This window comes from Variovorax sp. EBFNA2 (assembly GCF_033802765.1).
GTDB lineage: Bacteria > Pseudomonadota > Gammaproteobacteria > Burkholderiales > Burkholderiaceae_C > Variovorax > Variovorax paradoxus_H.
This window is the reverse complement of sequence record NZ_CP138496.1, coordinates 2,120,854-2,142,566: the sequence shown is the minus strand read 5'-3', so window position 1 is coordinate 2,142,566 and position 21,713 is coordinate 2,120,854. Positions and strand designations below refer to the sequence as shown.

Sequence of the window (21,713 nt, the reverse complement as noted above, 5' to 3'; positions counted from 1 at the left end):
ATGCGCGCCCTCTGCCTCGCCGCGCTCGCGCTGTTCGCGGCCCTGCCTGCCGCTGCACAAGACCCCGAGCGCGAGGTGCTGCCCGAGCAGCGCCAGCGGCTGGCCTTCATCGCGCCCTCCGGCCTCGCGCCACTGGGCAGCGGCAAGATGGTGTTCAGCGCCTTCCACGTCACGACCGGCCAGGAGCTGTGGGTCACCGACGGCAGCAACGCCGGCACCACCTTGCTGAAGGACATCCGGCCGGGCTTCCGCGGGTCGTTCCCCGCCGGACAGGTCGCGTTCAAGGGCCACGTCTACACCACGACCACCGACGGCGCGAGCGGGCTCGAACTGTGGCGCACCGACGGCACCGCCGCCGGCACGAAGCAGGTGATCGACCTGCGCCCCGGCGAGGAAGGTTCGATGCCCAACGAACTGACCGTGTTCCGCGACGCGCTCTACTTCGTGGCCGACGACGGCCAGACCGGCTTCCAGGTGTGGAAGACCACGGGCGACGCGAAGGGCACCACGCGCGTCTCCGCCGTCGACGCCGGGCCGCGCGCCCTCACCCGCCAGCTCACCGTGGCCGGCTCGCGCCTGTTCTTCACCGCGACCACGCGCACACACGGCCACGAACTGTGGGTGACCGACGGCACGCCCGAGCACACGCGTCTCGTGAAAGACATCCGCCCGGGCCTCGAGGACGCAGGCATCCAGAACCTCACGGCCATGGGCAACGACGTTTACTTCACCGCGCACGACGGCGAACACGGCGTCGAGCTGTGGAAGAGCGATGGCACCGAACCCGGCACCCAGCTGGTGAAAGACTTGCGCCCCGGCGCCGCGCCCTCGCGGCCGACGCACCTGGCGGCGCTGGGCCGCACGCTGTACTTCTCGGCCGACGACGGCGTGCACGGCATCGAGCTGTGGAAGACCGACGGCACGGCGAAGGGCACGGCGCTGGTGAAGGACATCCGGCCCGGTCCCACCGGCTCCGTGTCGAGCGCGATCGCCGTGATGGGCGGCAAGCTCTACTTCGCGGCGACCGACGGCGTCTCGGGCGCGGAGCTGTGGCGCAGCGACGGCACGGCGGCGGGCACGGTGCGCGTGAAGGACATCGCACCGGGCGCGGAGAACGGCTCGCCGGCGCGCTTCGCCGTCGTCGGTACGCGCTTATGGTTCGCGGCGAACGGCGGCGGTGGCCGCGGTGTCGAGCCGTGGACCAGCGACGGCACGCCGGCCGGCACGCGCCCCGTGGCCGACCTCGCCGCGGGTGAACGCCACGCCATGCCGCTGGGCTTTCGTGCGTTGGGCGATGCGGTGCTCTTCGTGGCCGACGATGGCCATGGCAACGACCGACTGTGGTCACACCGCAAGGATGGGCGGGTGACGTTGATCGGCGATCCGCTCAAGGCGCGGCTGCGCTGACGCCGAAGGCCTGCGTGGCCGCATAGTCGCGCAAGGCCTGCTGCATGGCCGCGGCGATGGCCGGATGCGTCGGGTCGTGACCCGCGCCCTGCGCCCACTGCAGCGGCGCGCCCAGCACCTGCGCCAGTGCCTGCGCGCCCTCGGGCGGGCACAGCGCGTCCTGCGTGCCGTGCACGATCAGCGTGGGCACAACAGGCAATGCGGCACAGCGCTGCAGCAACGTGGGCGCATCGAGCCAGCAGCCATGCCGCAGGTAGTGGCTCTGCACGCGGTAGCGCGCCACGAGCCGCGACAACATCGCCTCGTCGAGCGGCGGTGCGACACCGCCGGTGGCGAGGCGCTGTTCCCAGTCGAACCATTGACGCGTCAGCTCGCACTGCCGCGCCCAGGTGCCGTGCGCGAAGACCTCGGCGATCGGCACCGTCACCGGGCATTGCCCGCGCTCGGCCTCGTCCCACAGTGCGCGCCATGCAGGGCCGTCGTGCCGCAGGGCGCCGGCGAAGAGCGCGTGGATGTCGCTCTCGCGCGCGAGGAACACGTTGCGCAGCAGCAGGCCCGCGACGCCCTCCGGTGCATCGAGCGCATGCATCAGTGCCAGCGTGGCGCCCCACGAGCCGCCCACCACCAGCCATCGGTCGATGCGCAGGTGCGCGCGCAGGCAACGCAGGTCGGCCAGCAGATCGGCGAGCGTGCTGTGTTCGATCGATCCCGTGGGCGTGCTGAGGCCCGACCCGCGCTGATCGGGGCAGACGATGCGGTAGTGCGCCGGATCGAAGTCCCGGCGCAACAGCGGCGAGCAGCCCGAGCCCGGCCCGCCATGCAGCACCACCACGGGCAGGCCTTCGGGGTTACCGTGCTCCTCGACGTGCATCACATGCCCGCCGTCCAGCGGCAGGCGATGGGTGATCGTCATGGGCGCGTGCCGCTCAAGCTGACGCGTTCGCGTCGGTGCGAAAGACGAGTTCGCCCGCACGCCGCGCGCCCGGCACGAAGCGGATCGGCGTGCCGACGTCGCGCGGATCACCCGCCGCCTTGACCATCGCCTCGACCTCGTCATGCCGCGGACTCTTCGGACACACCGGGTCCGTGGCCGCCGCATCGCCGGTCAGCAAAAAGGCCTGGCAGCGACAGCCGCCGTGGTCCTTTTCCTTCTCGTCGCAGCTCTGGCAGGTGCTGCTCATCCAGCCCGTGCCGCGGTAGGCGCCGAAGGCCGGGCTCTCCTGCCAGATGCTGCGGATGCTGTGCTCGCGCACATTGGGAAAGTCGAGCCCGGGCAGCATGCGCGCGCTGTGGCACGGCAGCGCCACGCCGTCGGGCGCGACCACGAGGAACACGCTGCCCCACCCCGCCATGCAGGGCTTGGGCTTGCCCTCGGCGTAGTCGGGCACCACCCAGAGGATCTTCATGCGGCCGTCCAGGCGCGGGCGATGGGTTTCCACCACCGCCTCGGCCGTGGCCAGCATGTCGCGCGAGGGCATCAGCATCTCGCGGTTGCGCCAGGCCCAGCCGTAGTACTGCACGTTGGCGAGTTCGAGAAAGTCGGCCTCCATCGCCTCGGCCATCTCGATGATGCGGCCCACGTGCGGCAGGTTGTAGCGGTGCATCACGCAGTTCAGCACCATCGGATAACCGAGGTCCTTGATGGTGCGGGCCACGCGCTGCTTGAGGTCGAAGGTCTTCGTGGAGCTGAGGAAGTCGTTGAGTTCGCGGCTCGAATCCTGGAACGACAGCTGGATGTGGTCCAGCCCCGCGCGCTTGAGCGTCTCGGCGCGCTGCGGCGTGAGGCCCACGCCCGAGGTGATCAGGTTGGTATAGAAGCCGAGCTCGTGCGCCGCCGCGACCAGCTCGGGCAAGTCGTCACGCAGCAGCGGCTCGCCGCCCGAAAAGCCCAGCTGCACCGCACCCATCGCGCGCGCCTCGCGGAACACGCGAATCCATTCGTCCGTGCCCAGCTCTTCGCGGTAGCGCGTGTAGTCGACCGGGTTGGAGCAGAAGGCGCAGTGCAGCGGACAGCGGTACGTCAGCTCGGCCAGCAGCCACAGCGGCGGCTTGGCCACCGCGCGGGGTGCGCTGGCCTGCAACTCAGCGGATCCAATGGCGTCCATGGGCCTGCTCCAGAAATTCGAGCACGTCGGCATGCAGGTCGCTCTCGCCGAAGGTGTGCTCCAGGTCGGCCACGAGCGCGCTCACCGAGGTCTTGCCGTCGCAACGCTGCAGGATCTCGGCCGCCGGCCCGTTGAGCTTGATCATGCCTTCGGGGAACAGCAGCACGTGGCACTGCTGCGCCTCTTCCCACTGCATGCGGTACATCGAGGTGAGCGCCGGCTGGGCATCGTCGGTCCATGCGGTCATGGCTGCTTCTCTTTCGGAAGGTCGTCGGGGTAGGCCTTCTCGATCGCGTCGAGCATGGCCCAGAGGATGTCGAGCTTGAAGCCCAGGATGTGCAGCGCGCGCTGCTGCCGCTCGCGCGTGGTGCACCACTGCATCGCCACTTCGAGGCCGTGCTCGACGTCGCGGTCGGCCAGTGGAATGCGGCTGCGAAAGTAGTCCAGTCCCGAGGTGTCGATCCACGGGTAGTGCGTGGGCCAGCCCGCGAGCCGGTCCTTGTGGATGCGCGGCGCGAACATCTCGGTGAGCGACGAAATCACCGCCTCCTGCCACGGCGCCGTGCGCGCGAAGTTGACGTACGCATCGACCGCGAAGCGCACGCCGGGCACGACGAGCGCATGCGACTCGAGCACCTCGCGCGCCAGGCCCGTGGCAATGCCCAGCCGGGTCCAGATCTCGATGCCGCCCGCGTTGGCACCTTCATGGTCGCCGTGCCCGTCGTGGTCGAGCATGCGCACCACCCAGCGCCGGCGCGTCGCGCGGTCGTCGCAGTTGGACAGAACGGCCGCATCCTTCACCGGAATGCGGCACTGGTAGTAGAAGCGGTTCGCCACCCAGCCGCGCACCTGGAAGGGCTGCAACTCGCCCGCATTGAGCCGGCGGTTGAACGGATGGTGGCTGTGATAGCGCGACTCCATGGCGCGCAGCCTCGCTTCGAATTCCTGCGGGGACCATGGGTCTTGCTGCTCTTGTTTGTCTGCTGTCACGTGTTCAGATCTCCAGCGTCATGCCGTCGAACGCGACCTCGATGCCGCGCTGCACGAGCTGCGCGCGCTCCGGGCCGTCTTCGTCGAGGATGGGGTTGCTGTTGTTGATGTGGATGAGCACCTTGCGTTGTGCAGCGCAGGCGTCGAGTGCGTTCAACATGCCGGGGCCGTGCGGCCCGTCGCATTGCGGCAGATGGCCCATGTCGGCGGCGTGCTTCTTTCCGAGGCCGGCCGCAACCATTTCGTCTTCGGTCCAGAAGGTGCCGTCGACGAGCACGCAGTCGCAGGCGTCGAGGCTGCGGCGCTCGGCCTCGCCGACCTGCGCCAGGCCCGGCGCATAGAGCACGCGCTTGCCGGTGGCGGGGTCTTCGATGAGCACTGCGGCGTTCTCGCTGCGCGCCTCGGCCTGGCGGCGCGGCGAATACGGTGGCGCCTTGCCGGGCACCGGCAAGGCCTGCAGCCGCAGGCCGGCGATGTCGTGCCAGGCGCCACCGCCGGGCTCGAGCGACAACGGGTGCCAGGTCACGCCGCAGTAGCTCTCGAGCGTGCGCAGCAGCGGCAGGCTGCCGGTGAGGTCGTCGTGCGCCTCGGGCGTGCAGTACAGCTGCAGCCGCTGCCCTTCGCGCAGGCTCAGCAGGCCTGCGACGTGGTCGATCTGAGAGTCCATCAGCACCACCGCCTCGATGGGGGAATGGCGCAGTCCGTGGCGTGGCCACAGGGCCGGCGAGGCGCGCAGTTGCGCGCCGAGGTCGGGGGACGCGTTCAGCAAGATCCAGCGCTCGCCATCGGCCGACACCGCAATCGAACTCTGCGTGCGGGGCGTGGCCCGCACCTGTCCGCTTCGCTGGCCGGCGCAGAGGCGGCAATTGCAATTCCATTGAGGGAAGCCACCGCCCGCTCCCGAACCCAGCACCAGAATCTTCATGGGGGCCCAACAAAAAAACGGCACCGGCGCAAGGCCGGTGCCGTGTGGGGGCCGCGCTCAGCGCGCGGAAATGTACATCGTGATTTCGAAACCGAAACGCATTTCTACAAACTCAGGCTTGCACCACTTCATCGCATTGCTCCTTCAGGGTTGGGGTTGAGGGACATATCAATAAACGACGATCTTTCCCGTCGGACGCGGGCTATGGCAGTCGTTGTAAAAGTATTCGCCTGGCGTGTCAAAGGTGTGGGTCTGCGACTGGCCCGGGTTCAGCCTCAGATTGAAGCGGCCTTCGAAGAACTGCGTGGCGCAATGGGTGTTGGCGTTGGTGGCCGGATTCGTGAAGGTCACGACGGTGTTCACCGGCACGCGCATGAAGGTCGGCGTCATGGCATTGACGGCCGTCGACTCGGTCGCACCGGGCTCGTTCGCCGGCGTTTGCACGCGCGCCAGGAACACGGTGTTCGGCGTCGGCAGTGCCGCGCCCTCCACCGCCGCGCCCGACACGGGCCGCCGCACCACGGGCGGTGTCGGCGTGGCGGCCGCGGTCACCGCGCCGCCGACCTTGAAGGCCCACAGCCGGTCGCCGCGCGGTGCCGAGTCGCCGTACGGAATGCCCGTGCCGCCCGAAAACACCGCGATGTACTGCTCGCCGTCGATCTCGTAGGAAACCGGGCTCGCGCTGATCGCCGCGCCGGTCTGGAAGCGCCACAGCTCGGTGCCGTCCTGCGCATCGAGCGCCAGCAGGTTGCCGTCGGGCTGGCCGATGAACAGCAGGTCGGAGGCCGTGCTCAGGATGCCGTTGCCGTGCGCCACCGAGTACGGCAGCGGCTTCTTCCACTTGACGAGGTTGGTGCTCGGATCGACCGCCACGACCGCGCCGGTCATGTAGGTGCCCGGCGGACGCAGGCCGTTGCTCGACTCGCTGAGCGAGTGCGCCGCCGACACGTAGCCCATGCCCGTGTAGACCAGGCCCGTGCGCTGGCTGAACGACTGGTGGTTCCAGTTGGCACCGCCGCCGTGGCCCGGAATGGACAGGATCGGCACGTCCCAGTGTGCGTCGTACAGGCAGCCCTTGGTGTAGTTGGGCACCGCGCGGTTCGGGTCGCCCGGAATCGCCGTGCCCAGCGGCTGGTCGACGATGCAGGTCTCGGTCCAGGCGCCCTGGCGCGGCAGAGGCTGCGTGGGCCAGCTGGCCTGGCGGGCGTCCTGCTTCACGGGCACTTCGTCGATGCCCAGCGGCGCGCTGCCGTCCTTGCGATCGAGGATGTAGTACATGCCCGTCTTGCTGCCGTAGATGACGACCTTGCGGTCCTTGCCGTCGATCTTCACGTCGGCGAGCACGGGCGACATCACGTTGTCCATGTCCCAGATGTCGTGGTGCACCGACTGGAAGTGCCACTTGTACTCGCCGGTCTTGAGGTCGAGCGCGACGATGGAGTTGGCGAACAGGTTCTGGCCCGGACGGCTGCTGCCGTTCTGCGACGAACCGCCGCGCACGTTGCCGAAGGTCCAGTACACCAGGCCCAGTTCGGGATCGACCGCGGGATGGATCCACGGCGTCGCGCCGGTGCGATCGCTCTCGGGTGCGCCGCCCCAGGTGTCGTAGCCCAGCTCGCCCGCACGGGGCACGCCCCAGAACGTGGTCAGCACCTTGCCGGTGAGCGCGTCGGCCGAGAACGCGGCGCCGCGGTTGCCGTCGTTGGTGCCCAGGTAGAGGCGCTTGTCGTGATAGACCAGCGCGACCTTCTGCAGCGCGCCCTTGTAGTCGGGGTCGGTGCTGCTGGTCGGGTACTGCTTGATCCACTCCACGGCGCCGGTGTCGGTGCGCAGCGCGACGAGGCGGTTGCCGGTGGCCACGGTGAACACCAGGCCCAGGTCCTTCGCGACGGCCACGCCGCGGCGCGTGATGCCGCCATAGGGCGTGGTCCACTTCCACTTCGTGACGCCGGTCTTGCCGTCCACCGCGACCACGTTGCCCAGCGCCGACTCGATGTAGAGCACGCCGTCGACGACGACGGTGGTGCTCTGGTTGTTGCCGGTGGTCATGCCGCCTTCGATCGGGTTGACCCAGGCGCCGCCGAGTTGCGTGACCAGGCCCTTGTTGATCTTGCGCAGGCTCGAATAGTTCTGGTTGCCGAGGTTGCCGCCGACCTTCGGAAAGTCCTTGTCGCCGGCGGTGCAGCAGTCCGACAGATCGGACGCAGGTGCGGCAGCGGCCGGTGGCGAAGCAGGCGGTGCGCTGGCAGACGGTGGCGGCGGGGCGGGCGCTGGCACCACAGGCAGCACGGGCGTGCCGCCACCGCCGCTGGAGCCGCCGCAGGCGGTGATCAGCAACGGCGATGCGAGCACGCCGCAAGAGATCAGCAGCGTGACCAATGATTTTTTCTTCATGGATGTCTCTACTCGGTGAACGTTGGAACAGGGGTGTTCGAAACGACCGGTGGCGCGCGCACGGCGCCGCACCGGCCCGGGAGGTCGTGCTTATTCAGTGGTGCAGAAAGGTGTCAGGCCCATCGCCGACTTCACGCCTTGCACGACGAGCTTCTGGAACTCGATGGCGCCCACGCCCGACAGGTCGGCGGTGAACGAGTGCGCGTTGTGCCCAAGGGTCGAGAGCCAGGCGCGGCCGCCGTCGTAGTACTGGCACCACGCGACCGGATGGAAGTCGGCGTGGCCGGGATGCGGCGCGGAGGTGAGCGGCTTCAGCGTCGAGGTGTCGACCTTGGCCAGGAACTTCACCTTCGTCGGGAACGGCATCAGGTTGTACCACTCGTCCTGGAACGAGAAGCGCTTGGGCACGTCCTTGGTCGAGGGGTCGTCCGAGACGATCTCGACGTCGCCCGCGCGGTTGGGTCCGTGGTTGTAGAAGTTCGCGTTGCCCAGCAGGCCTTCGTAGTACGGCCAGTTGTATTCGGCGCCGAAGGCGTTGTGCAGGCCGACGAAGCCGCCGCCGCGGCGCATGTAGTTGCGCAGCGCCGTGCGCGCGGCGTCCTGGCTGGTGCTCACGGCGCCGTTCCACAAGGTGTCGCGGTTCGAGCTCGCGAAGATGATGGCCTTGTAGTTGTTGATGCGGCTGCTCAGCACCGACACGTCCTCGGTCCAGTCGACCGTGATGCCCTCGGCCGACAGCATGCGCACGAGGCCGGCCTGCATCACGTTGTCGGGATTCATCGTCGGGTTCATGCCGGCCGCCATCGGCGTGCCGAGCACGGCATGGCGCGGGCCCGCGGTGCGCGAGTAGATCAGCACGCGGTCGGGCGTGGTGGCGAAGGCGCCCCAGTCGTTGTAGCACTTGGGGTTGGTGCCGCGGCACACGTTGTAGTACTCGTCGAAGCTGTCGTCGACCTCGGCCACCGGTTCGGTGGGCGGCGGCACTTCATCGGTCGGTGCGGGCGGCGGTGCCGAGGCAGCGGGCGCGGGCGCCACGGGCAGGATCGGGAAGGCGGGCCCGCCACCGCCGTCGCCTCCACCGCAAGCAGTCAAGGCCAGCGCGAGCGCCGCGGCCGATGCAAGTCCGAAGGGAATGGATCTGGAATGTGTCAACGGAGTCTCCTCTTGGTGGTCAATGGCGGAATCGGACGGGCGCACGCGCCCAGCACGTGTCGCTGCGCCGCGGGTGGCGGCAGGCGCAGACGTGGGAGTGACGGAAATTGCCGGCGTGAACGAAGAAGGAATCCGTCGTCCGCCGTGGGAGCGCGCGCTACTTGCGGATGCGCGCGAGCTCGTCGTTGTAGAGCTTGACGATGGCGGGGTCGTACTGGGCGGCGAACTTGTCGACGACGGGCTTGGCGATGTCGCGCATGCGCTTCTGCTCGGGCGCACTGAGCTCGTTGAACTGCGCGCCCTTGGTCTGCAGGTCGCCCACGGCCTTCTGCGCGGCTGCACGACTCACCTGCCGCTGGTAGCCGCGTGCCTCGTTGGCCGCGTCGTTCATCATCTTCTGCTCGACGGGCGTGAGCGAGTCCCAGAACTTCTTGCTCACCAGCACGATGTTGGCGGCGTACACGTGGTTCGTCGCACTCACGAACTTCTGCACTTCGTAGAACTTGTTCGACAGGATCACCGCATACGGGTTCTCCTGCCCGTCGACCGCCTTGGCTTCGAGCGCACCGTACAGCTCGGCGAAAGGCATCGGCACCGGGTTGGCCTTGAAGGCCTTGAAGGTCTCGAGGAACACGGGGTTGGGGATCACGCGGATCTTCAGACCCTCGAGGTCTTCAGGTTTGGTGATCGGGCGCTTGCTGTTCGTGACGTTGCGAAAGCCCAGGTCCCAGTAGCCCAGAGCGACGAGGCCCTTCTCGGGGAGCTTGGCGATCAATGCCTGGCCGAGCGGACCATCGAGCAGTGCATCGGCCTGCGCGAAGTTGTTGACCGAGAAGGGGAAGTCGACGAGGCCGAACTCCTTGACGATGCCGGCCAGCGAGGTGGTGGCCGGTGCCGACATCTGCTGCACGCCGCCTTGCAGCGCCGACTGCTGCTGCATCTCGTTGCCCAGCTGCGAGGCGGGGAACTCCTGCACCTTCATCTTGCCGCCGCTCTTGGCCGAGAGCAGCTCGGCAAAGCGCTTGACGCCGAAGCTCACGGGATGGTCGGCGTTGTTGAGGTGGCCGAAGCGGATCACGCGCTCCTGCTGCGCCTGCGCAACGGCAGGAACGACCAGGGCGAGGGCGAGGCCGGCGGTGGCCAGCGAGCGGTAAAGCGTTCTCAAAGTTGTTCTCCAGCTTGCGATGTGAGCGATCCATGCCGGGGCGCCAAGAAGCGCCTCCGACCCCAGACGGCGCGATCTTATCGATTTAGTGGAAAATCTTTCTACTAGTGAAAACACTTGGCAAAATGCTAGAGTCGTCTCATGACAGCCATACTCGAACGCAGCTTCAAGGTGCTCGAACACCTCTCCGGCCACCCCGAAGGCCGCGCGCTTTCCGCGCTGTCTGCCGAGCTGGAAATGCCCTTGAGCGCCACCCACCGCCTGCTGAGCGAACTCGTGCGCTGCGGCTATGTGCGGCAAGACCAGAGCCATGGCGACTACATGCTGACCATCAAGCTGGTGTCGCTGGGCCTGAGCTTCCTGAGCAACAGCGGCATCGTCGATGTGGCGCAACCGCTGCTCGATCGGCTCGCGGTCGAATCGGGCGAACTGGTGCGGCTGGCCGTGGTCGACGGCGACGAACTCACCTTCGTCGCGAAGGCGCAAGGCGCCACGCGCGGACTGCGCTACGACCCGGACATGGGCCTGTCGGTGAACCTCTCGTGCAGTTCCGCAGGCCACGCGTGGCTCTCGACCATGACGGACGAACAGGCGCTGCAACTCGTCGCGAAGCAGGGCTTCGGCCAGCCGGAAGACTTCGGCCCCAAGGCGCCGACCACCATGAAGGCGCTGCTCGTGTTCTTGCGTGCCACGCGCAAGCGCGGCTTCTCGATGATCAACGAGGTGTTCGCCCCCGCCATGACCGCCATGGCCGCGCCGGTGCGCGGTGCGCACGGCGGCGTGATCGGCGTCATCACCATCGCGGGGCCGCTGGTACGGCTCACGGAAGAACGCATGTTCGCGCTGGGCCCGCAACTGCTGGCCGCGGCGGACGACGTGGCGCGGGCCAGCGGCGCGTCCGCGCTGTTCAAGCGCAGGGCCTGAAGGCCCGCCGGGTCGTCAGTCGACCTTCACCTGAAACAGCACGAAGCCCGTGCCGCCTGCGGGCTGAACGGCGGCGCAGGCCACCATCGCGGCAGGGGGCCGGTGCGTCATCACTCCCTGCGTCGGTCGTGCGCGCGCTCCAGCGTGTAGCCCACCCCGTAGAGCGAGCGCACCCGGAATTCGTCGCCCACGATCAATCCCAGCTTCCTGCGCACGCGGGACACCAGGGCGTCCAGCGAACGGCTGGCGCTCGGCTCTCCGCCGCCGCGGGGCCCCTGTGGCATTTGCTGGCGCGACACCGGTGTGCCGAGATAGCGCACCAGCAGGCGGGCAATCTCGAATTCGCTGGGCGTCATGATGGTTTCGCGGCTCGCGTACTCGACCGCCAAACGGCTGCGTACGAGCTGGAACCCGTAGAGGCTCCGCGGCTCGACGTTCCTCCGCAAGGACTTCCGGCCGCACAGCGCCGACACCCGCGCCACGACCTCTTCGGGGCTCCAGGGACTCACAAGGAAATCGTCGATGTCGAACAACGACACGCGCGACGCATCCAGCACGGCCCGTGAGCGGGTCAGCACAACCACCGGCACCGTCGCCGAACGGCTGGCGCCGATGCCGAACAGGATTTCAGGCAGCGCGCACGCCATCGCCTCGCCCATCAGCAGGAACAGCCCGACGCCCGGCATCGACGCGGCCTCCATCAGATCTTCCTCGTTCACGACACACAACGGGCTGTAGCCGACGTCCTTCAACCGGCTTCGCAGCCAGTCGATCTCTTCGTCGGAATCCGTCAGCACCACCACGCGACCGTTTTTCTGTTCCACCCTGCCCACCATCGATTCCCTTTTCATCGCGTCATGCCGCTCGCCATGGAGTGGAATGTATTAACGTTTGTGGACAGTCGACAGGGAAAAGTGCCGTTATTGACCAACGGAAACAGGTAGGCCCCTTCTTTTGTCATCATGTGCAAACAAACGCACACTTATGAAGCCCGGCCCCATCAGCACGAAGCGACGCAATCTCGAATCAGCCTTCCATTCCACGAAGGCCGAGCCTTCAAGCGCTCGTGGAAGTGCCTTCGGACGCCTTTGCCGCCTTGCGCGCAGACAGCCTTTCGAGCAGCCCCACAAGCCAGCACATCGGGCAGCCGCGCAGCAGCAGCAAGGCGCCGATGAGCGCCGGTGGTGCGATCCAGGGATGCTCGGACGACAGCAGCACGGCCAGCGCGACGAGCGCCAGGGCTCCGGCGCCGCGAAGCAGATGCCAGGTGATGGAAATGGGACACATGGTGCAGGGCTCCTTGGGGATGGACACCTGACATTGAGGCGGCGAAACGCCAAAACGGTTCGGTCGCAGGCCCCTCAACCCGCGGCCGGCTCGAGCACGAACGCGAAGTCCAGCGTGTGGAACGGCCCCTCCTGCACGCTGCCGTCGGGCGCGCGGCCCGGGGCATGCGCCGCGAAGTCGCCGATCAGCGAGCTGCGCACGCCGAACACCGCATCGCTGTCGAGGTACGCATCGCCCTCGCGGAAGACGTGCGTGATGAGCGTCTCGTAGCCCGGCGCCTGCACCATGAAGTGCACATGCGCGGGCCGCCACGGATGCCGCCGGGTCGCGCGCAGCATCGCGCCCACCGGCCCGTCGGTGGGAATCGGATAGGCCACCGGCGCCACGCCGCGAAACCACAGCCGGCCTTCGGCGTTCGTGCGAAAGACCGCTCGCCCCTGCAGGGGGTTGCCAGGCCGCTGCACGTCGTAGAAGCCTTCGGCATCGGCCTCCCACACATCGACCACTGCATCGGCGATGGGCTCGCCATCGCGCCCGCGCACGGTGGCGTCCACGAACAGCGGCTCGCCCACCGCGCCAGCCGCGATGTCGCTGCCCAGCGGCAGCTGCGGCGCATCGGCCACATGGAAGGGGCCGAACACGGTGGCCTCGGTGGCCTGCGGGCTCTTCGCGTGGTTCATCGCCACCGTGAGCATCGACAGGCCCAGGGTGTCCGACAGCAGGATGAACTCCTGGCGCTGCGCATCGCACTTCTGGCCCGTGGCCGTGAGGAAGTCGATGCCGGCGGCCCACTCGGCCTCGGTCAGCTTCACTTCGCGCGCGAAGTCGTGCAGGTGGCGCACGAGCGCCGACAGCACTTCCTTCAGACGCGCGTCCTCGCACCCGGCCATGCGGTCGATCACCGCGGCGGTGATGGTGTGTTCATCGATGTTGCGCATGGGCGTCGGGCTCCAGGTCGGGAGAAGAAAGCGCGTGCGGCCGCGTCATCAAGCGCCGCTGCGTCGGGAACAGGGACCAGGCCCAGCGCTGCTGCGCCCAGCCCCACAGTCCCTGCTTGAAGAAGAGTGTGACCACGATGGCCAGCAGCCCGAGCCCGAGCAGGTACCAGGTGCCGTAGTCGCTGAAGAACTTGTTCAGCGCCCAGAACACGAGCGCGCCCACCAGCGGCCCTTCGATGCGACCGATGCCGCCGATCACGACCATGAAGATCGCGAAGGCGGTCCAGTTCGGCGCAAAGGCCGCGTCGGGGCTGATGCGCAGGTTGCCCACGAAATAGAGCGCCCCCGCCAGCCCGGCGCCGAAGGCCGCCACCACATACACCGCAAGCTTCATGCACGCCACCGGAATGCCCTGTGATTCGGCCGCCATCTCGTTGTCGCGGATCGCCAGCAGCGCCAGCCCGAAGCGGCTGCGCAAAAACAGGTAGACCAGCGACACCGCCGCCGCCACGCAGCCCAGCGCCATCCAGTAGGTGACGCTCTCGCGCGTGGCGCGCTCGATGCCGCGCAGCGCCGTGAGCGTGGTGCCCGAGCCGCCGCCCACCGCCGCCACGTTGGCAAAGCTGAGCCGGAACACCTCGGCGATCACCCAGGTGCCGATGGCGAAGTAGCCGCCCGACAGCCGGAACGCCACGAAGGACACCGGCACCGCGATCAACGCAGCGGCCAGCGCGCCGAGCGGAATCGCCACGAACGGATTCACGCCCGCGAAGTTGCCGAGCATCAGCATCACGTAGCCGCCGAAACCGAAGAAGGCCTGCTGCCCGATGCTGACCATGCCGCCGTAGCCGGCCAGCAGGTTCCACATCATCGCGAAGATGAAGTAGCAGGCGATCTCGACGAACTCGCGCATCCAGCTCGGCTCGCCCCAGAACGGAAGGCTGGCCGCCAGGACCACGAGCGCGCTCGCCACCCACAACGCCCAGCGGCTCGCAGCGGTGCTGCACCTCACCTCGAAATATGTGTTCGCCATGATCTGTTCAATGGTTCCGGGCCTCAGCCACGTGTCTTGGGAAACAGTCCCTGCGGCCGCAGCACCAGCACCGCGAGGAACACGAGATGGCCGAACCAGATGCCCCAGCCCGGGTCGATGCGAAAACCGATCTGCTGCGCGATGCCCAAAATCATGGCGCCGGCCAGCGTGCCCCAGAACGAGCCCATGCCGCCGATGATCACGGCCTCGAAGGCGAACAGCAGCAGCAGCGGGCCGTCCGACGGCGACACCGTGGTGCGCATGCCCTGCAGCGCACCGGCGATGGCGATGAGCACGAAGGCGATGCCCGTGGCCAGCGCGTAGACCTGCTTGGCCTTCAGGCCCATCAGCTCGGCGATCTCGCGGTCGTCGGACACCGCGCGGAAGGTGCGGCCCAGCGGCGTGCGCGCGAACATCCACTGCATCGCCGCCGTGGCCGCCACGGCGACCGCCAGGATCACCAGCGGCAGTGCGCCCAGTGCCAGCGCATCGCCCAGCGGCACCGACGCGGTGGCGAGCGCACCGACCTCGATGGCGCGCGGATCGGCCGAGAACAGCTCCAGCAGCAGGTTCTGGATCACGATCGACAGGCCGAAGGTCACGACCAGCGAAGGCAGCGGGTCCTTGCCCAGCGTGCCGTTGAGCACGTGGCGCTGCAGCAGGTAGCCGAAGCCGAAGGCCAGCGGAAGCACCGCGAGCACCACCAGCCACGGCACGGCGGCGCCGGTCATCGAGACGCCGGCGATCACCGCGAAGGCGCCCAGGATGATGAAGTCGCCCTGCGCGGTGTTGGTCAGCCGCATGACGCCGAACATCAGCGACTGGCCGAGCGCGAACAGCGTGTAGAGGCCGCCGAGCAGCACGCCCTGGAGCAGGGTTTCAAGCATGGGAGTCCTCGATGCCGAAGTAAGCCTGCGAAATCTGCTCGGGCGTGAGTTCGTCGGAGCGCCCCGTGAGCGACACGCGCCCGTCCTGGAAGCAATACACGCGCTGCGACACCTGCCGCGCCATGCGCACGTCCTGCTCCACGATCACGACCGTCATGCCCTCCCCCGTGATGGCCGGCATGGCCGCGTAGATTTCGCGGATGACGACGGGCGCCAGGCCGAGCGACAGCTCGTCGCACAGCAGCAGCTCGGGGTTGCTCATGAGCGCGCGGCCCAGCGCCACCATCTGCTGCTGCCCGCCCGACAACGAGGTCGCAGGCTGGCGCCGCTTCTCGGCCAGGATGGGGAACAGGCCGTACAGGCGCTGCAGGTTCCACGGCCCCGCGCGGCGCGGTGTGGCGCCCATCAGCAGGTTCTCTTCCACGCTCAGGCTCGGGAACAGGCGCCGGCCTTCCGGCACCATCGCCAGGCCGCGCCGCACGATCTCGCCGGGCGGCAGGCCGCCGATGGGCGCGCCCTTGAAGCGGATCGCTTCGGAGGGCGCGCGCAGCAGGCCCGTGAGGCTTTTCAGGAAGGTCGACTTGCCCGCGCCGTTGGCGCCGATGATCGCCACCAGCTCGCCGGCCGAGAGCGTGAAGTCGATGCCGAACAGCGCCTGGGCATCGCCGTAGAAGGCCTGCAGGGCGTGGGTGTGGAGCAGTGCGGTCATGGTCTTTGCTCCCTCCCCTTCCGGGGGAGGGTTGGGGTGGGGGCCTGCGGCTTTCGATGAGGCGCCGCGGCGAAACCCGCGCCGTCGTGCCCCCATCCCAACCTTCCCCCGGAAGGGGAAGGAGCCATACGAAGACAGGTCGCAGTCATGCCTCGATCCCCATGTACACCCGCCGCACCTCCGGGTCATTCATCACCGCGCGCGGCGCGCCTTCCGCGAGCTGCTGCCCGAAGTTGATGACGAACAGCCGGTCGGCCAGCGACAGCAGCGCATGCACCACGTGCTCGATCCAGATCATGGTCACGCCGCGCGCCTTGATGCGCCTGAGTTCCGCCACCAGCACCGCCGCCTCGGGCTCAGTGAGCCCGCCCGCGATCTCGTCGAGCAGCAGCAGGCGCGGCTTGGTCGCGAGCGCGCGCGCCAGCTCGAGCCGCTTGCGGTCGAGCAGCGTGAGCCCGCCGGCCGGCTTGTTGGCGTGTGGCGCGAGGCCGGTCTGGCCCAGCACCTCGTGCGCTGTTTCCCACGCCTCGCGCTCGGACTGCTGGCCGCCGAAGCAGGCGGCCGTGACGAGGTTCTCGAACACGCTCATGTGGCCGAAGGGCTGCGGCACCTGGTAGCTGCGGCCGATGCCGGCGCGGCAGCGCTGGTGCGGGCGCAGCCGCGTCACGTCGCGGCCCGCGTATTCCACGCGGCCGGCGTCGACGCGCGCGTCGCCCGAGATCAGGTTGAACAGCGTGGTCTTGCCCGCGCCGTTGGGCCCGAGGATGCCCAGCGTCTCGCCCTCGGTCACCGACAGCGTGATGCCGTCGGTGACCTTGAGCGCCCCGAAGGACTTGCTCACCCCATGCAATGCCAGCAGCGTCATGGCGGCGGCCACTCAGAGCAGGCGCAACGCGCCGCCGGTCGGAATCGCTTTCGCGGCCTCGTTGTTCACCAGCGTCAGCTCCACCTTGCGCTGCTTGCCCTTGCCCCATTGACCGAGCACCAGCGGCGTCTTGCTGACGTTCTTGAACGGACCCTGGCCGCCCCACTTCACGGGGCCGACCACGGAGTTGATCGAGGTCGCGGCCACGGCGTCGCGCACGTCGCCCGACTTCAGCGACTTCGACCGCGACAGCGCGTTCGCCGCCACCTCGAACAACGCATGCGCAAAGCCGATGGGCTGCGTCCACTGCTTCTTCGTGCCGGCCTCGTAGGCCTCGGCCAGCGCCTTGGCGCTTTGCTGCGTGAGGCTGGAGCTGAACGGATGCGACGGGCTCCACCACACCTCGGTCGAGAGCCCGTCGCCCAGCTCGCCCAGTGCCTCGATGGCACCCGGGAACAGCAGCGCCTTGCCCAGCGTGATCACCTTGGGCTTGAAGCCCTGCTGGCGCGCCTGCGTGAGAAAGGTCTTGGCGTCGGGCGGGATCACCACGCCAGTGACGATCTCGACGTTGTCGCGCTTGAAGGCCGCGATCTGCGCGCTGAAGTCCTGCGTGCCGTTCTGGAAACGACCGGGATCGGTGAGCGTGAAGCCCATCTGCGCGAGCGGCTTCGCAAAGCCCAGTTCCTTGTCGCCCCAGGCGTTGCCGTCGCCGTCGTTGGGGAACAGCCCACCGACCTTCTTGTTGGTGGCCACGGTCTTCCAGCCGGCGGTGAAGGTGGCGATGACGTCTTCCAGGCCCCAGAACAGGTGGTACGTCCAGTTGAAGCCCTTCGCCGGATCGCCCTTGCGGCCGAAGAACCACGGCTGCCACGGCACCACGCTGGAGATGCACGGCACTTCGTTGAGTTCGCAGGCATCGCTCACCGGGTTGGCGGTCTCGGGCGTGCCGGCCGTGAGCACGAGCGCGACCTTGTCCTTCAGGATCAGGTCGTTCGCCACCTCGCCCGCGCGGTTGGGGTTCGACTGGCTGTCCTTCAGCACGATCTGCACGGCGTACTTCTTGCCACCGACGGAGAGGCCGTCCTTGAAGGCGACCTTCATCTGCTCGATCACCCATTTGTCGGCCTCGCCGAAGGGCGCGAGCGGCCCGGTCTGCGGCGACACGTAGCCGATCTTGAGCGTATCGGCGGCGAACACCAGCGGTGTGGCGCCCGAGGCCACGAGTGTGGCGGTGGCCTGCGTGAACTGTCTGCGGTTGAATGTCATGGCTGTCTCCTTCGTTGTTCGTGTGTGTCGCTGTGTCCGCGCCGTGGGCTAGCCCGGCGGCTCGCCGTCGAAGGCGCGCTGCAGCAGCGCGCGGATCGCATCGCGCTCGGCCGGGCCGAAGGGCCGCGGGTTCCAGTAGGGGTTGGCGACGGCGATGTCGGCCGCGCGATCGAGGTCGGCGGCGCGCATGCCGATGTCCTTCAGCGCCACCGGCGCGCCGTTGTCGCGTGCCAGCGCATGGACCGCTGCGGGTGCCGACACGCCGCCGAGCGCGCGCGCGATGCGCGCCATGGCACGCGGCGCGGCCTGCGCGTTGAACGCGAGCGCGTGCGGCAGCACCACCGTGTGCACCTCGGCGTGCGGCAGGTTGAAGCTGCCGCCCAGCGTGTGGCACAGCTTGTGGTGCAGGGCCATGCCCACCGCGCCGAGCACGCCGCCGCAGAGCCAGGCGCCATAGAGCGCGTCGGAGCGTGCGGCCAGGTCGTCGGGCTGGATGCGGATGGCCGGCAGTGCGCGTGCAAGTGCGGCGATGCCCTCCTCGGCCATCAGGTCCATCACCGGGTTGCTGTCCTGCGCGTACAGGCCTTCGGCCGCGTGCGCGATGGCGTTGATGCCGCTCGTCACGCTCAGGCCCACGGGCAGCGTGCGCGACAGCTCGGGGTCGTAGATCACGGTGCGCGGCAGCACGCGCGGGTCCTTGCCGGTCTTCTTCAGGCCGTTCTCGGTGAGGCCGTAGATCGGCGTCATCTCGCTGCCCGCGTAGGTGGTGGGAATCGCGACGATCGGCAACCCCGACTCGAGCGCGATGGCCTTGCCCAGCCCCGTGGTGGAACCGCCGCCCAGCGCCACGGCGCAGTCGGCGCCGAGCTGGCGCGCCAGGTCACGCGCTTCGCGCGCCGTCTCGACGGGCACGTGCATCACGGCGCGATCGAACAGGCCGGCCGCCTGCGCACCGAGCGACGCCGCCACGCGCTCGGCCTGCGGGCGCTGCTCGGGCGTGCAGAGCACCAGCGCCCGCTTCGCGCCCAGCGCATCGATCTCGCGCGCCAGGTGGCGCAGCGAACCGGCGCCGAAGACCACACGCTGCGGATGGGTGGTGTGGATGAAGTCGTGCATGGCGTGCGCTTTCTTTCTGGCTACTCGAGGCTCAGGCGGCGCTCGCGCACCAGCCGGCCCCACTTGTCCTGCTCGGTGCGCAGCACGGCGGCGAACTGCTCGGGCGTGTTGGCGATGCCCGTCAGGCCCTGTTCGCGCAGCCGCTGCTGGAAGGCGGGCTCGGTCACGATCTTGCGCACCTCGGCCTGCAGCCGGTCGACCACGGCGCGCGGCGTGCCAGCCGGGGCCAGCAGGCCGACCCAGGAGTTCACCTCGAAGCCGGGGTAGCCGCTCTCGGCCACGGTCGGCACGTCGGCATAGGCGGGCACGCGCTGCGCGCCGGTCTGGGCCAGGGCGCGCAGCCGGCCCGCGTTGACATGCGGCTGGGCCAGCACGGCCGAGAGGAACATCATCTCGACCTGTCCGCCCAGCAGGTCCTGCTGGGCCGGACCACCGCCGCGGTAGGGAATGTGCGTGACGAAGGTGCCGCTCACGGCCTTGAAGTACTCGGCCGTGAGGTGGTTGCTCGAGCCCGGTCCGACGCTGGCGTAGTTGAGCCGCCCCGGCTGCGCCTTGAGCTGGCCGACGAAGCGCACGAAGTCTTTGGCCTCGACCTTCGGATTGACCACCAGCACCAGCGGGTTGCTCGCGACCTGCGTCACGGGCTGCAGGTCTTTCGCGATGTCGAAGCTCAGCTTGGGATAGACCAGCGGATAGGTCGCGTAGCTGTCGAACACCATCAGCAGCGTGTGGCCGTCGGGCGCCGCGCGGGCCACCTCGGCGCCGGCCAGCGTGCCGCCGGCGCCGCTGCGGTTGTCGACGATCACCGTCTGGCCGAGCGCGGCCTGCAGGCGCGGCTGCAACTGCCGCGCGACCGTGTCGACGATGCCGCCCGGCGGAAAGCCGACGACCAGCCGCACGGGCTTGGAAGGCCAGGCCGGCGTCTGCGCTTGTGCAGCCATTCCGAACAGCAAGGTGCAGGCGACCAGGGCCCGGGAAAGAATCGAGAAGGACATCGTGTGCGCCCGTGGGTTGATGGATGAAAAACTCAGCGCACGAAGTGCGGCGGAATCTGCGCGTCGACGTTGACCCACACGCTCTTGACCTGCGTGTACTCGCGCATCGCGTCGAAGCCCATCTCACGGCCATAGCCGCTCTGGCCCACGCCGCCGAAGGGCGAGCCGGGGTTCACGCGCTTGTAGCTGTTGATCCAGACCATGCCGGCGTGCAGGTCGCGCGCCACCTTGTGGGCGCGCTGCAGGTTGTTCGTCCACAGGCCGCTGCCCAGGCCGTAGTCGGTGCCGTTGGCGATCTGCATCGCTTCTTCGTCGGTCTTGAAGGTGAGCACGGTGACGAAAGGGCCGAACACTTCTTCCTGCGCCACGCGGTCCTGGTAGGACTTCGCACGCACCACGGTCGGCGCCACGTAGCAGCCCTGCGCCAGATCGCCGCCGGGCGAGGTTCCGCCGGACAGCACCTCGCCGCCCTGCGCCTTCGCCACCTCGACATAGCTCAGCACGCGGTCGCGGTGCTGGGCACTCGTGAGCGGGCCCATCTCGGTGTTCTCGTCGAGCGGATTGCCCAGGCGGATGGATTGCGCCAGCGGAATGAACTGTTCGAGAAACGCATCGGCGATCTTCTCGTGCAGCATCAACCGCGAACCCGCGATGCAGGCCTGCCCCTGGTTGTGGAAGATGGCCCAGGCGCTGCCGTTCACGGCGGCCCGCAGGTTCGCGTCCTCGAACACGATGTTGGGGCCCTTGCCGCCGAGCTCGAGCTGCACCTTCTTCAGGTTGCCCGCACTGGCCTGCACGATGCGCCGGCCGGTGGCGGTGCTGCCGGTGAAGGCGATCTTGGCGATCTCGGGGTGCTCGGCGATGTACTGGCCCGCCACGCTGCCCAGGCCCGGCAGCATGTTGACCACGCCGGGCGGCACGCCCGCCTCGGCCATCAGCTCTGCGATGCGCAGCGACGTGAGCGGCGTGATCTCGGCCGGCTTCATCACGATGCAGTTGCCGGCCGCGAGCGCGGGCGCCATCTTCCAGCTCGTGAACATGAGCGGGAAGTTCCACGGCACGACCTGGCCGACGATGCCGACGGGCTCGCGCAGCGTGTAGTTGAGAAAGCCCTCTTCCACCGGAATGGTCTCGCCCTGGAACTTGTCGGCCATGCCGCCGAAGTAGCGGAAGCACGCGGCGGTGCGCGGCACGTCGAGCCGGCGCGAATCGCGGATCGGGTGGCCGGTGTCCAGCGATTCGAGCCGCGCGAGTTCTTCGCCGTTGGCCTCGATGAGGTCGGCCAGCTTCAGCAGGATGCGGCCGCGGTCGGCGGCGGCCATGCGGCTCCACTTCGGGAACGCGCGCTTCGCGGCGGCCACGGCCTTGTCGACGTCGGCCTTGCCGGCCAGCGCGACCTGGGCGATGGGCGTGTTGTCGTGCGGGTTCAGCGTGGCGAGGGTCTCGCCGGATTCGGCGTCGACGAAGCGGCCGTCGATGAAGAGTTGGTGGCGGATGGGCGTGCGCAGGCCTGCCTGAGCGGCGATGTCATTGGGCTTCATGTTTTTGCATTCCT

The 21,713-nt window shown here is 68.6% G+C and carries 22 protein-coding genes; 2 read left to right on the top strand and 20 right to left on the bottom strand.

The window, feature by feature from the left end; translation table 11 throughout:
• A complete protein-coding gene (locus tag RZE79_RS09870) occupies positions 1-1,407 on the top strand; it encodes an ELWxxDGT repeat protein (RefSeq protein ID WP_319360259.1) in 1,407 nt (468 codons plus the stop codon).
• Here RZE79_RS09870 and RZE79_RS09865 read toward each other — a convergent pair.
• The 9 genes from RZE79_RS09865 to RZE79_RS09830 all read right to left on the bottom strand — a co-directional run bounded on the left by RZE79_RS09865 (position 1,388) and on the right by RZE79_RS09830 (position 10,138).
• Positions 1,388-2,320, bottom strand: a complete 933-nt coding sequence (locus RZE79_RS09865; protein ID WP_319360258.1) for an alpha/beta fold hydrolase — start codon at positions 2,318-2,320, stop codon at positions 1,388-1,390. The genes RZE79_RS09870 and RZE79_RS09865 overlap by 20 nt on opposite strands.
• Before the next feature lie 13 nt (positions 2,321-2,333).
• Positions 2,334-3,512: a pyrroloquinoline quinone biosynthesis protein PqqE gene (pqqE, locus tag RZE79_RS09860; RefSeq protein WP_319360256.1), complete on the bottom strand. Its 1,179-nt coding sequence runs from the start codon at positions 3,510-3,512 to the stop codon at positions 2,334-2,336.
• Complete coding sequence (pqqD, locus tag RZE79_RS09855; RefSeq protein WP_319360255.1) at positions 3,490-3,759, bottom strand: pyrroloquinoline quinone biosynthesis peptide chaperone PqqD; 270 nt, start codon at positions 3,757-3,759, stop codon at positions 3,490-3,492. The genes pqqE and pqqD overlap by 23 nt, the downstream gene beginning before the upstream one ends.
• Positions 3,756-4,433: a pyrroloquinoline-quinone synthase PqqC gene (pqqC, locus tag RZE79_RS09850; protein ID WP_319361142.1), complete on the bottom strand. Its 678-nt coding sequence runs from the start codon at positions 4,431-4,433 to the stop codon at positions 3,756-3,758. The genes pqqD and pqqC overlap by 4 nt, the downstream gene beginning before the upstream one ends.
• 73 nt (positions 4,434-4,506) lie before the next feature.
• On the bottom strand, positions 4,507-5,427 hold the full coding sequence (gene pqqB, locus RZE79_RS09845; protein WP_319360253.1) for a pyrroloquinoline quinone biosynthesis protein PqqB: 921 nt from the start codon (positions 5,425-5,427) through the stop codon (positions 4,507-4,509).
• A 57-nt stretch (positions 5,428-5,484) separates the two neighbouring features.
• Positions 5,485-5,559 carry a pyrroloquinoline quinone precursor peptide PqqA gene (gene pqqA, locus RZE79_RS34770; RefSeq protein ID WP_373696567.1) on the bottom strand — a complete coding sequence of 25 codons (75 nt, stop codon included), beginning with the start codon at positions 5,557-5,559 and terminating at the stop codon, positions 5,485-5,487.
• 36 nt (positions 5,560-5,595) lie between these two features.
• Entirely contained in the window at positions 5,596-7,821 is a 2,226-nt protein-coding gene (locus tag RZE79_RS09840) for a PQQ-binding-like beta-propeller repeat protein (protein WP_319360252.1), read from the bottom strand.
• Positions 7,822-7,911: 90 nt separating this feature from the next.
• Entirely contained in the window at positions 7,912-8,973 is a 1,062-nt protein-coding gene (locus RZE79_RS09835; RefSeq protein ID WP_319360251.1) for a ThuA domain-containing protein, read from the bottom strand.
• A 157-nt stretch (positions 8,974-9,130) separates the two neighbouring features.
• Positions 9,131-10,138 carry a TRAP transporter substrate-binding protein gene (locus RZE79_RS09830; protein WP_319360249.1) on the bottom strand — a complete coding sequence of 336 codons (1,008 nt, stop codon included), beginning with the start codon at positions 10,136-10,138 and terminating at the stop codon, positions 9,131-9,133.
• Between the two features lie 141 nt (positions 10,139-10,279).
• On the opposite strand from RZE79_RS09830, the gene RZE79_RS09825 reads away from it, so the two are divergent.
• Positions 10,280-11,062 carry an IclR family transcriptional regulator gene (locus RZE79_RS09825; protein ID WP_319360248.1) on the top strand — a complete coding sequence of 261 codons (783 nt, stop codon included), beginning with the start codon at positions 10,280-10,282 and terminating at the stop codon, positions 11,060-11,062.
• 110 nt (positions 11,063-11,172) lie between these two features.
• Here RZE79_RS09825 and RZE79_RS09820 read toward each other — a convergent pair whose 3' ends face one another.
• The 11 genes from RZE79_RS09820 to RZE79_RS09770 form a co-directional block, all read right to left on the bottom strand.
• On the bottom strand, positions 11,173-11,886 hold the full coding sequence (locus tag RZE79_RS09820) for a response regulator transcription factor (protein WP_194273979.1): 714 nt from the start codon (positions 11,884-11,886) through the stop codon (positions 11,173-11,175).
• 232 nt (positions 11,887-12,118) lie between these two features.
• Positions 12,119-12,349, bottom strand: a complete 231-nt coding sequence (locus RZE79_RS09815; protein WP_319360246.1) for a hypothetical protein — start codon at positions 12,347-12,349, stop codon at positions 12,119-12,121.
• Between the two features lie 74 nt (positions 12,350-12,423).
• Complete coding sequence (locus RZE79_RS09810; RefSeq protein WP_319360244.1) at positions 12,424-13,287, bottom strand: intradiol ring-cleavage dioxygenase; 864 nt, start codon at positions 13,285-13,287, stop codon at positions 12,424-12,426.
• Positions 13,271-14,320: a branched-chain amino acid ABC transporter permease gene (locus RZE79_RS09805; RefSeq protein WP_319360242.1), complete on the bottom strand. Its 1,050-nt coding sequence runs from the start codon at positions 14,318-14,320 to the stop codon at positions 13,271-13,273. Before RZE79_RS09805 ends, RZE79_RS09810 begins: the two co-directional genes overlap by 17 nt.
• 23 nt (positions 14,321-14,343) lie before the next feature.
• Positions 14,344-15,207 (bottom strand): branched-chain amino acid ABC transporter permease, encoded by an 864-nt coding sequence (locus tag RZE79_RS09800; protein WP_319360240.1) that lies wholly within the window; start codon positions 15,205-15,207, stop codon positions 14,344-14,346.
• Positions 15,200-15,916 (bottom strand): ABC transporter ATP-binding protein, encoded by a 717-nt coding sequence (locus RZE79_RS09795; RefSeq protein WP_319360238.1) that lies wholly within the window; start codon positions 15,914-15,916, stop codon positions 15,200-15,202. Before RZE79_RS09795 ends, RZE79_RS09800 begins: the two co-directional genes overlap by 8 nt.
• A 145-nt stretch (positions 15,917-16,061) precedes the next feature.
• The gene (locus RZE79_RS09790; RefSeq protein WP_319360237.1) at positions 16,062-16,781 is read right to left on the bottom strand and encodes an ABC transporter ATP-binding protein; all 720 of its coding nucleotides are present in this window, start codon (positions 16,779-16,781) and stop codon (positions 16,062-16,064) included.
• 12 nt (positions 16,782-16,793) lie between these two features.
• On the bottom strand, positions 16,794-18,047 hold the full coding sequence (locus RZE79_RS09785; protein WP_319360236.1) for an ABC transporter substrate-binding protein: 1,254 nt from the start codon (positions 18,045-18,047) through the stop codon (positions 16,794-16,796).
• Positions 18,048-18,095: 48 nt separating this feature from the next.
• A complete protein-coding gene (locus tag RZE79_RS09780; protein WP_319360235.1) occupies positions 18,096-19,163 on the bottom strand; it encodes a maleylacetate reductase in 1,068 nt (355 codons plus the stop codon).
• Between the two features lie 20 nt (positions 19,164-19,183).
• The gene (locus RZE79_RS09775) at positions 19,184-20,158 is read right to left on the bottom strand and encodes a tripartite tricarboxylate transporter substrate binding protein (RefSeq protein ID WP_319360233.1); all 975 of its coding nucleotides are present in this window, start codon (positions 20,156-20,158) and stop codon (positions 19,184-19,186) included.
• Positions 20,159-20,190: 32 nt separating this feature from the next.
• Positions 20,191-21,654 carry an aldehyde dehydrogenase family protein gene (locus tag RZE79_RS09770; RefSeq protein WP_319361141.1) on the bottom strand — a complete coding sequence of 488 codons (1,464 nt, stop codon included), beginning with the start codon at positions 21,652-21,654 and terminating at the stop codon, positions 20,191-20,193.
• Positions 21,655-21,713: the final 59 nt, after the last annotated feature.

What these genes read in the sequence shown, in the direction of transcription:
- RZE79_RS09870 (WP_319360259.1), top strand. Translation starts at nt 1, where the DNA reads ATGCGCGCCCTCTGCCTCGCCGCGCTCGCGCTGTTCGCGGCCCTGCCT.
- RZE79_RS09865 (WP_319360258.1), bottom strand. Translation starts at nt 2,320, where the DNA reads ATGACGATCACCCATCGCCTGCCGCTGGACGGCGGGCATGTGATGCAC.
- pqqE (WP_319360256.1), bottom strand. Translation starts at nt 3,512, where the DNA reads ATGGACGCCATTGGATCCGCTGAGTTGCAGGCCAGCGCACCCCGCGCG.
- pqqD (WP_319360255.1), bottom strand. Translation starts at nt 3,759, where the DNA reads ATGACCGCATGGACCGACGATGCCCAGCCGGCGCTCACCTCGATGTAC.
- pqqC (WP_319361142.1), bottom strand. Translation starts at nt 4,433, where the DNA reads ATGGAGTCGCGCTATCACAGCCACCATCCGTTCAACCGCCGGCTCAAT.
- pqqB (WP_319360253.1), bottom strand. Translation starts at nt 5,427, where the DNA reads ATGAAGATTCTGGTGCTGGGTTCGGGAGCGGGCGGTGGCTTCCCTCAA.
- RZE79_RS09840 (WP_319360252.1), bottom strand. Translation starts at nt 7,821, where the DNA reads ATGAAGAAAAAATCATTGGTCACGCTGCTGATCTCTTGCGGCGTGCTC.
- RZE79_RS09825 (WP_319360248.1), top strand. Translation starts at nt 10,280, where the DNA reads ATGACAGCCATACTCGAACGCAGCTTCAAGGTGCTCGAACACCTCTCC.
- RZE79_RS09815 (WP_319360246.1), bottom strand. Translation starts at nt 12,349, where the DNA reads ATGTGTCCCATTTCCATCACCTGGCATCTGCTTCGCGGCGCCGGAGCC.
- RZE79_RS09810 (WP_319360244.1), bottom strand. Translation starts at nt 13,287, where the DNA reads ATGCGCAACATCGATGAACACACCATCACCGCCGCGGTGATCGACCGC.
- RZE79_RS09805 (WP_319360242.1), bottom strand. Translation starts at nt 14,320, where the DNA reads ATGGCGAACACATATTTCGAGGTGAGGTGCAGCACCGCTGCGAGCCGC.
- RZE79_RS09800 (WP_319360240.1), bottom strand. Translation starts at nt 15,207, where the DNA reads ATGCTTGAAACCCTGCTCCAGGGCGTGCTGCTCGGCGGCCTCTACACG.
- RZE79_RS09795 (WP_319360238.1), bottom strand. Translation starts at nt 15,916, where the DNA reads ATGACCGCACTGCTCCACACCCACGCCCTGCAGGCCTTCTACGGCGAT.
- RZE79_RS09790 (WP_319360237.1), bottom strand. Translation starts at nt 16,781, where the DNA reads ATGACGCTGCTGGCATTGCATGGGGTGAGCAAGTCCTTCGGGGCGCTC.
- RZE79_RS09785 (WP_319360236.1), bottom strand. Translation starts at nt 18,047, where the DNA reads ATGACATTCAACCGCAGACAGTTCACGCAGGCCACCGCCACACTCGTG.
- RZE79_RS09780 (WP_319360235.1), bottom strand. Translation starts at nt 19,163, where the DNA reads ATGCACGACTTCATCCACACCACCCATCCGCAGCGTGTGGTCTTCGGC.
- RZE79_RS09775 (WP_319360233.1), bottom strand. Translation starts at nt 20,158, where the DNA reads ATGTCCTTCTCGATTCTTTCCCGGGCCCTGGTCGCCTGCACCTTGCTG.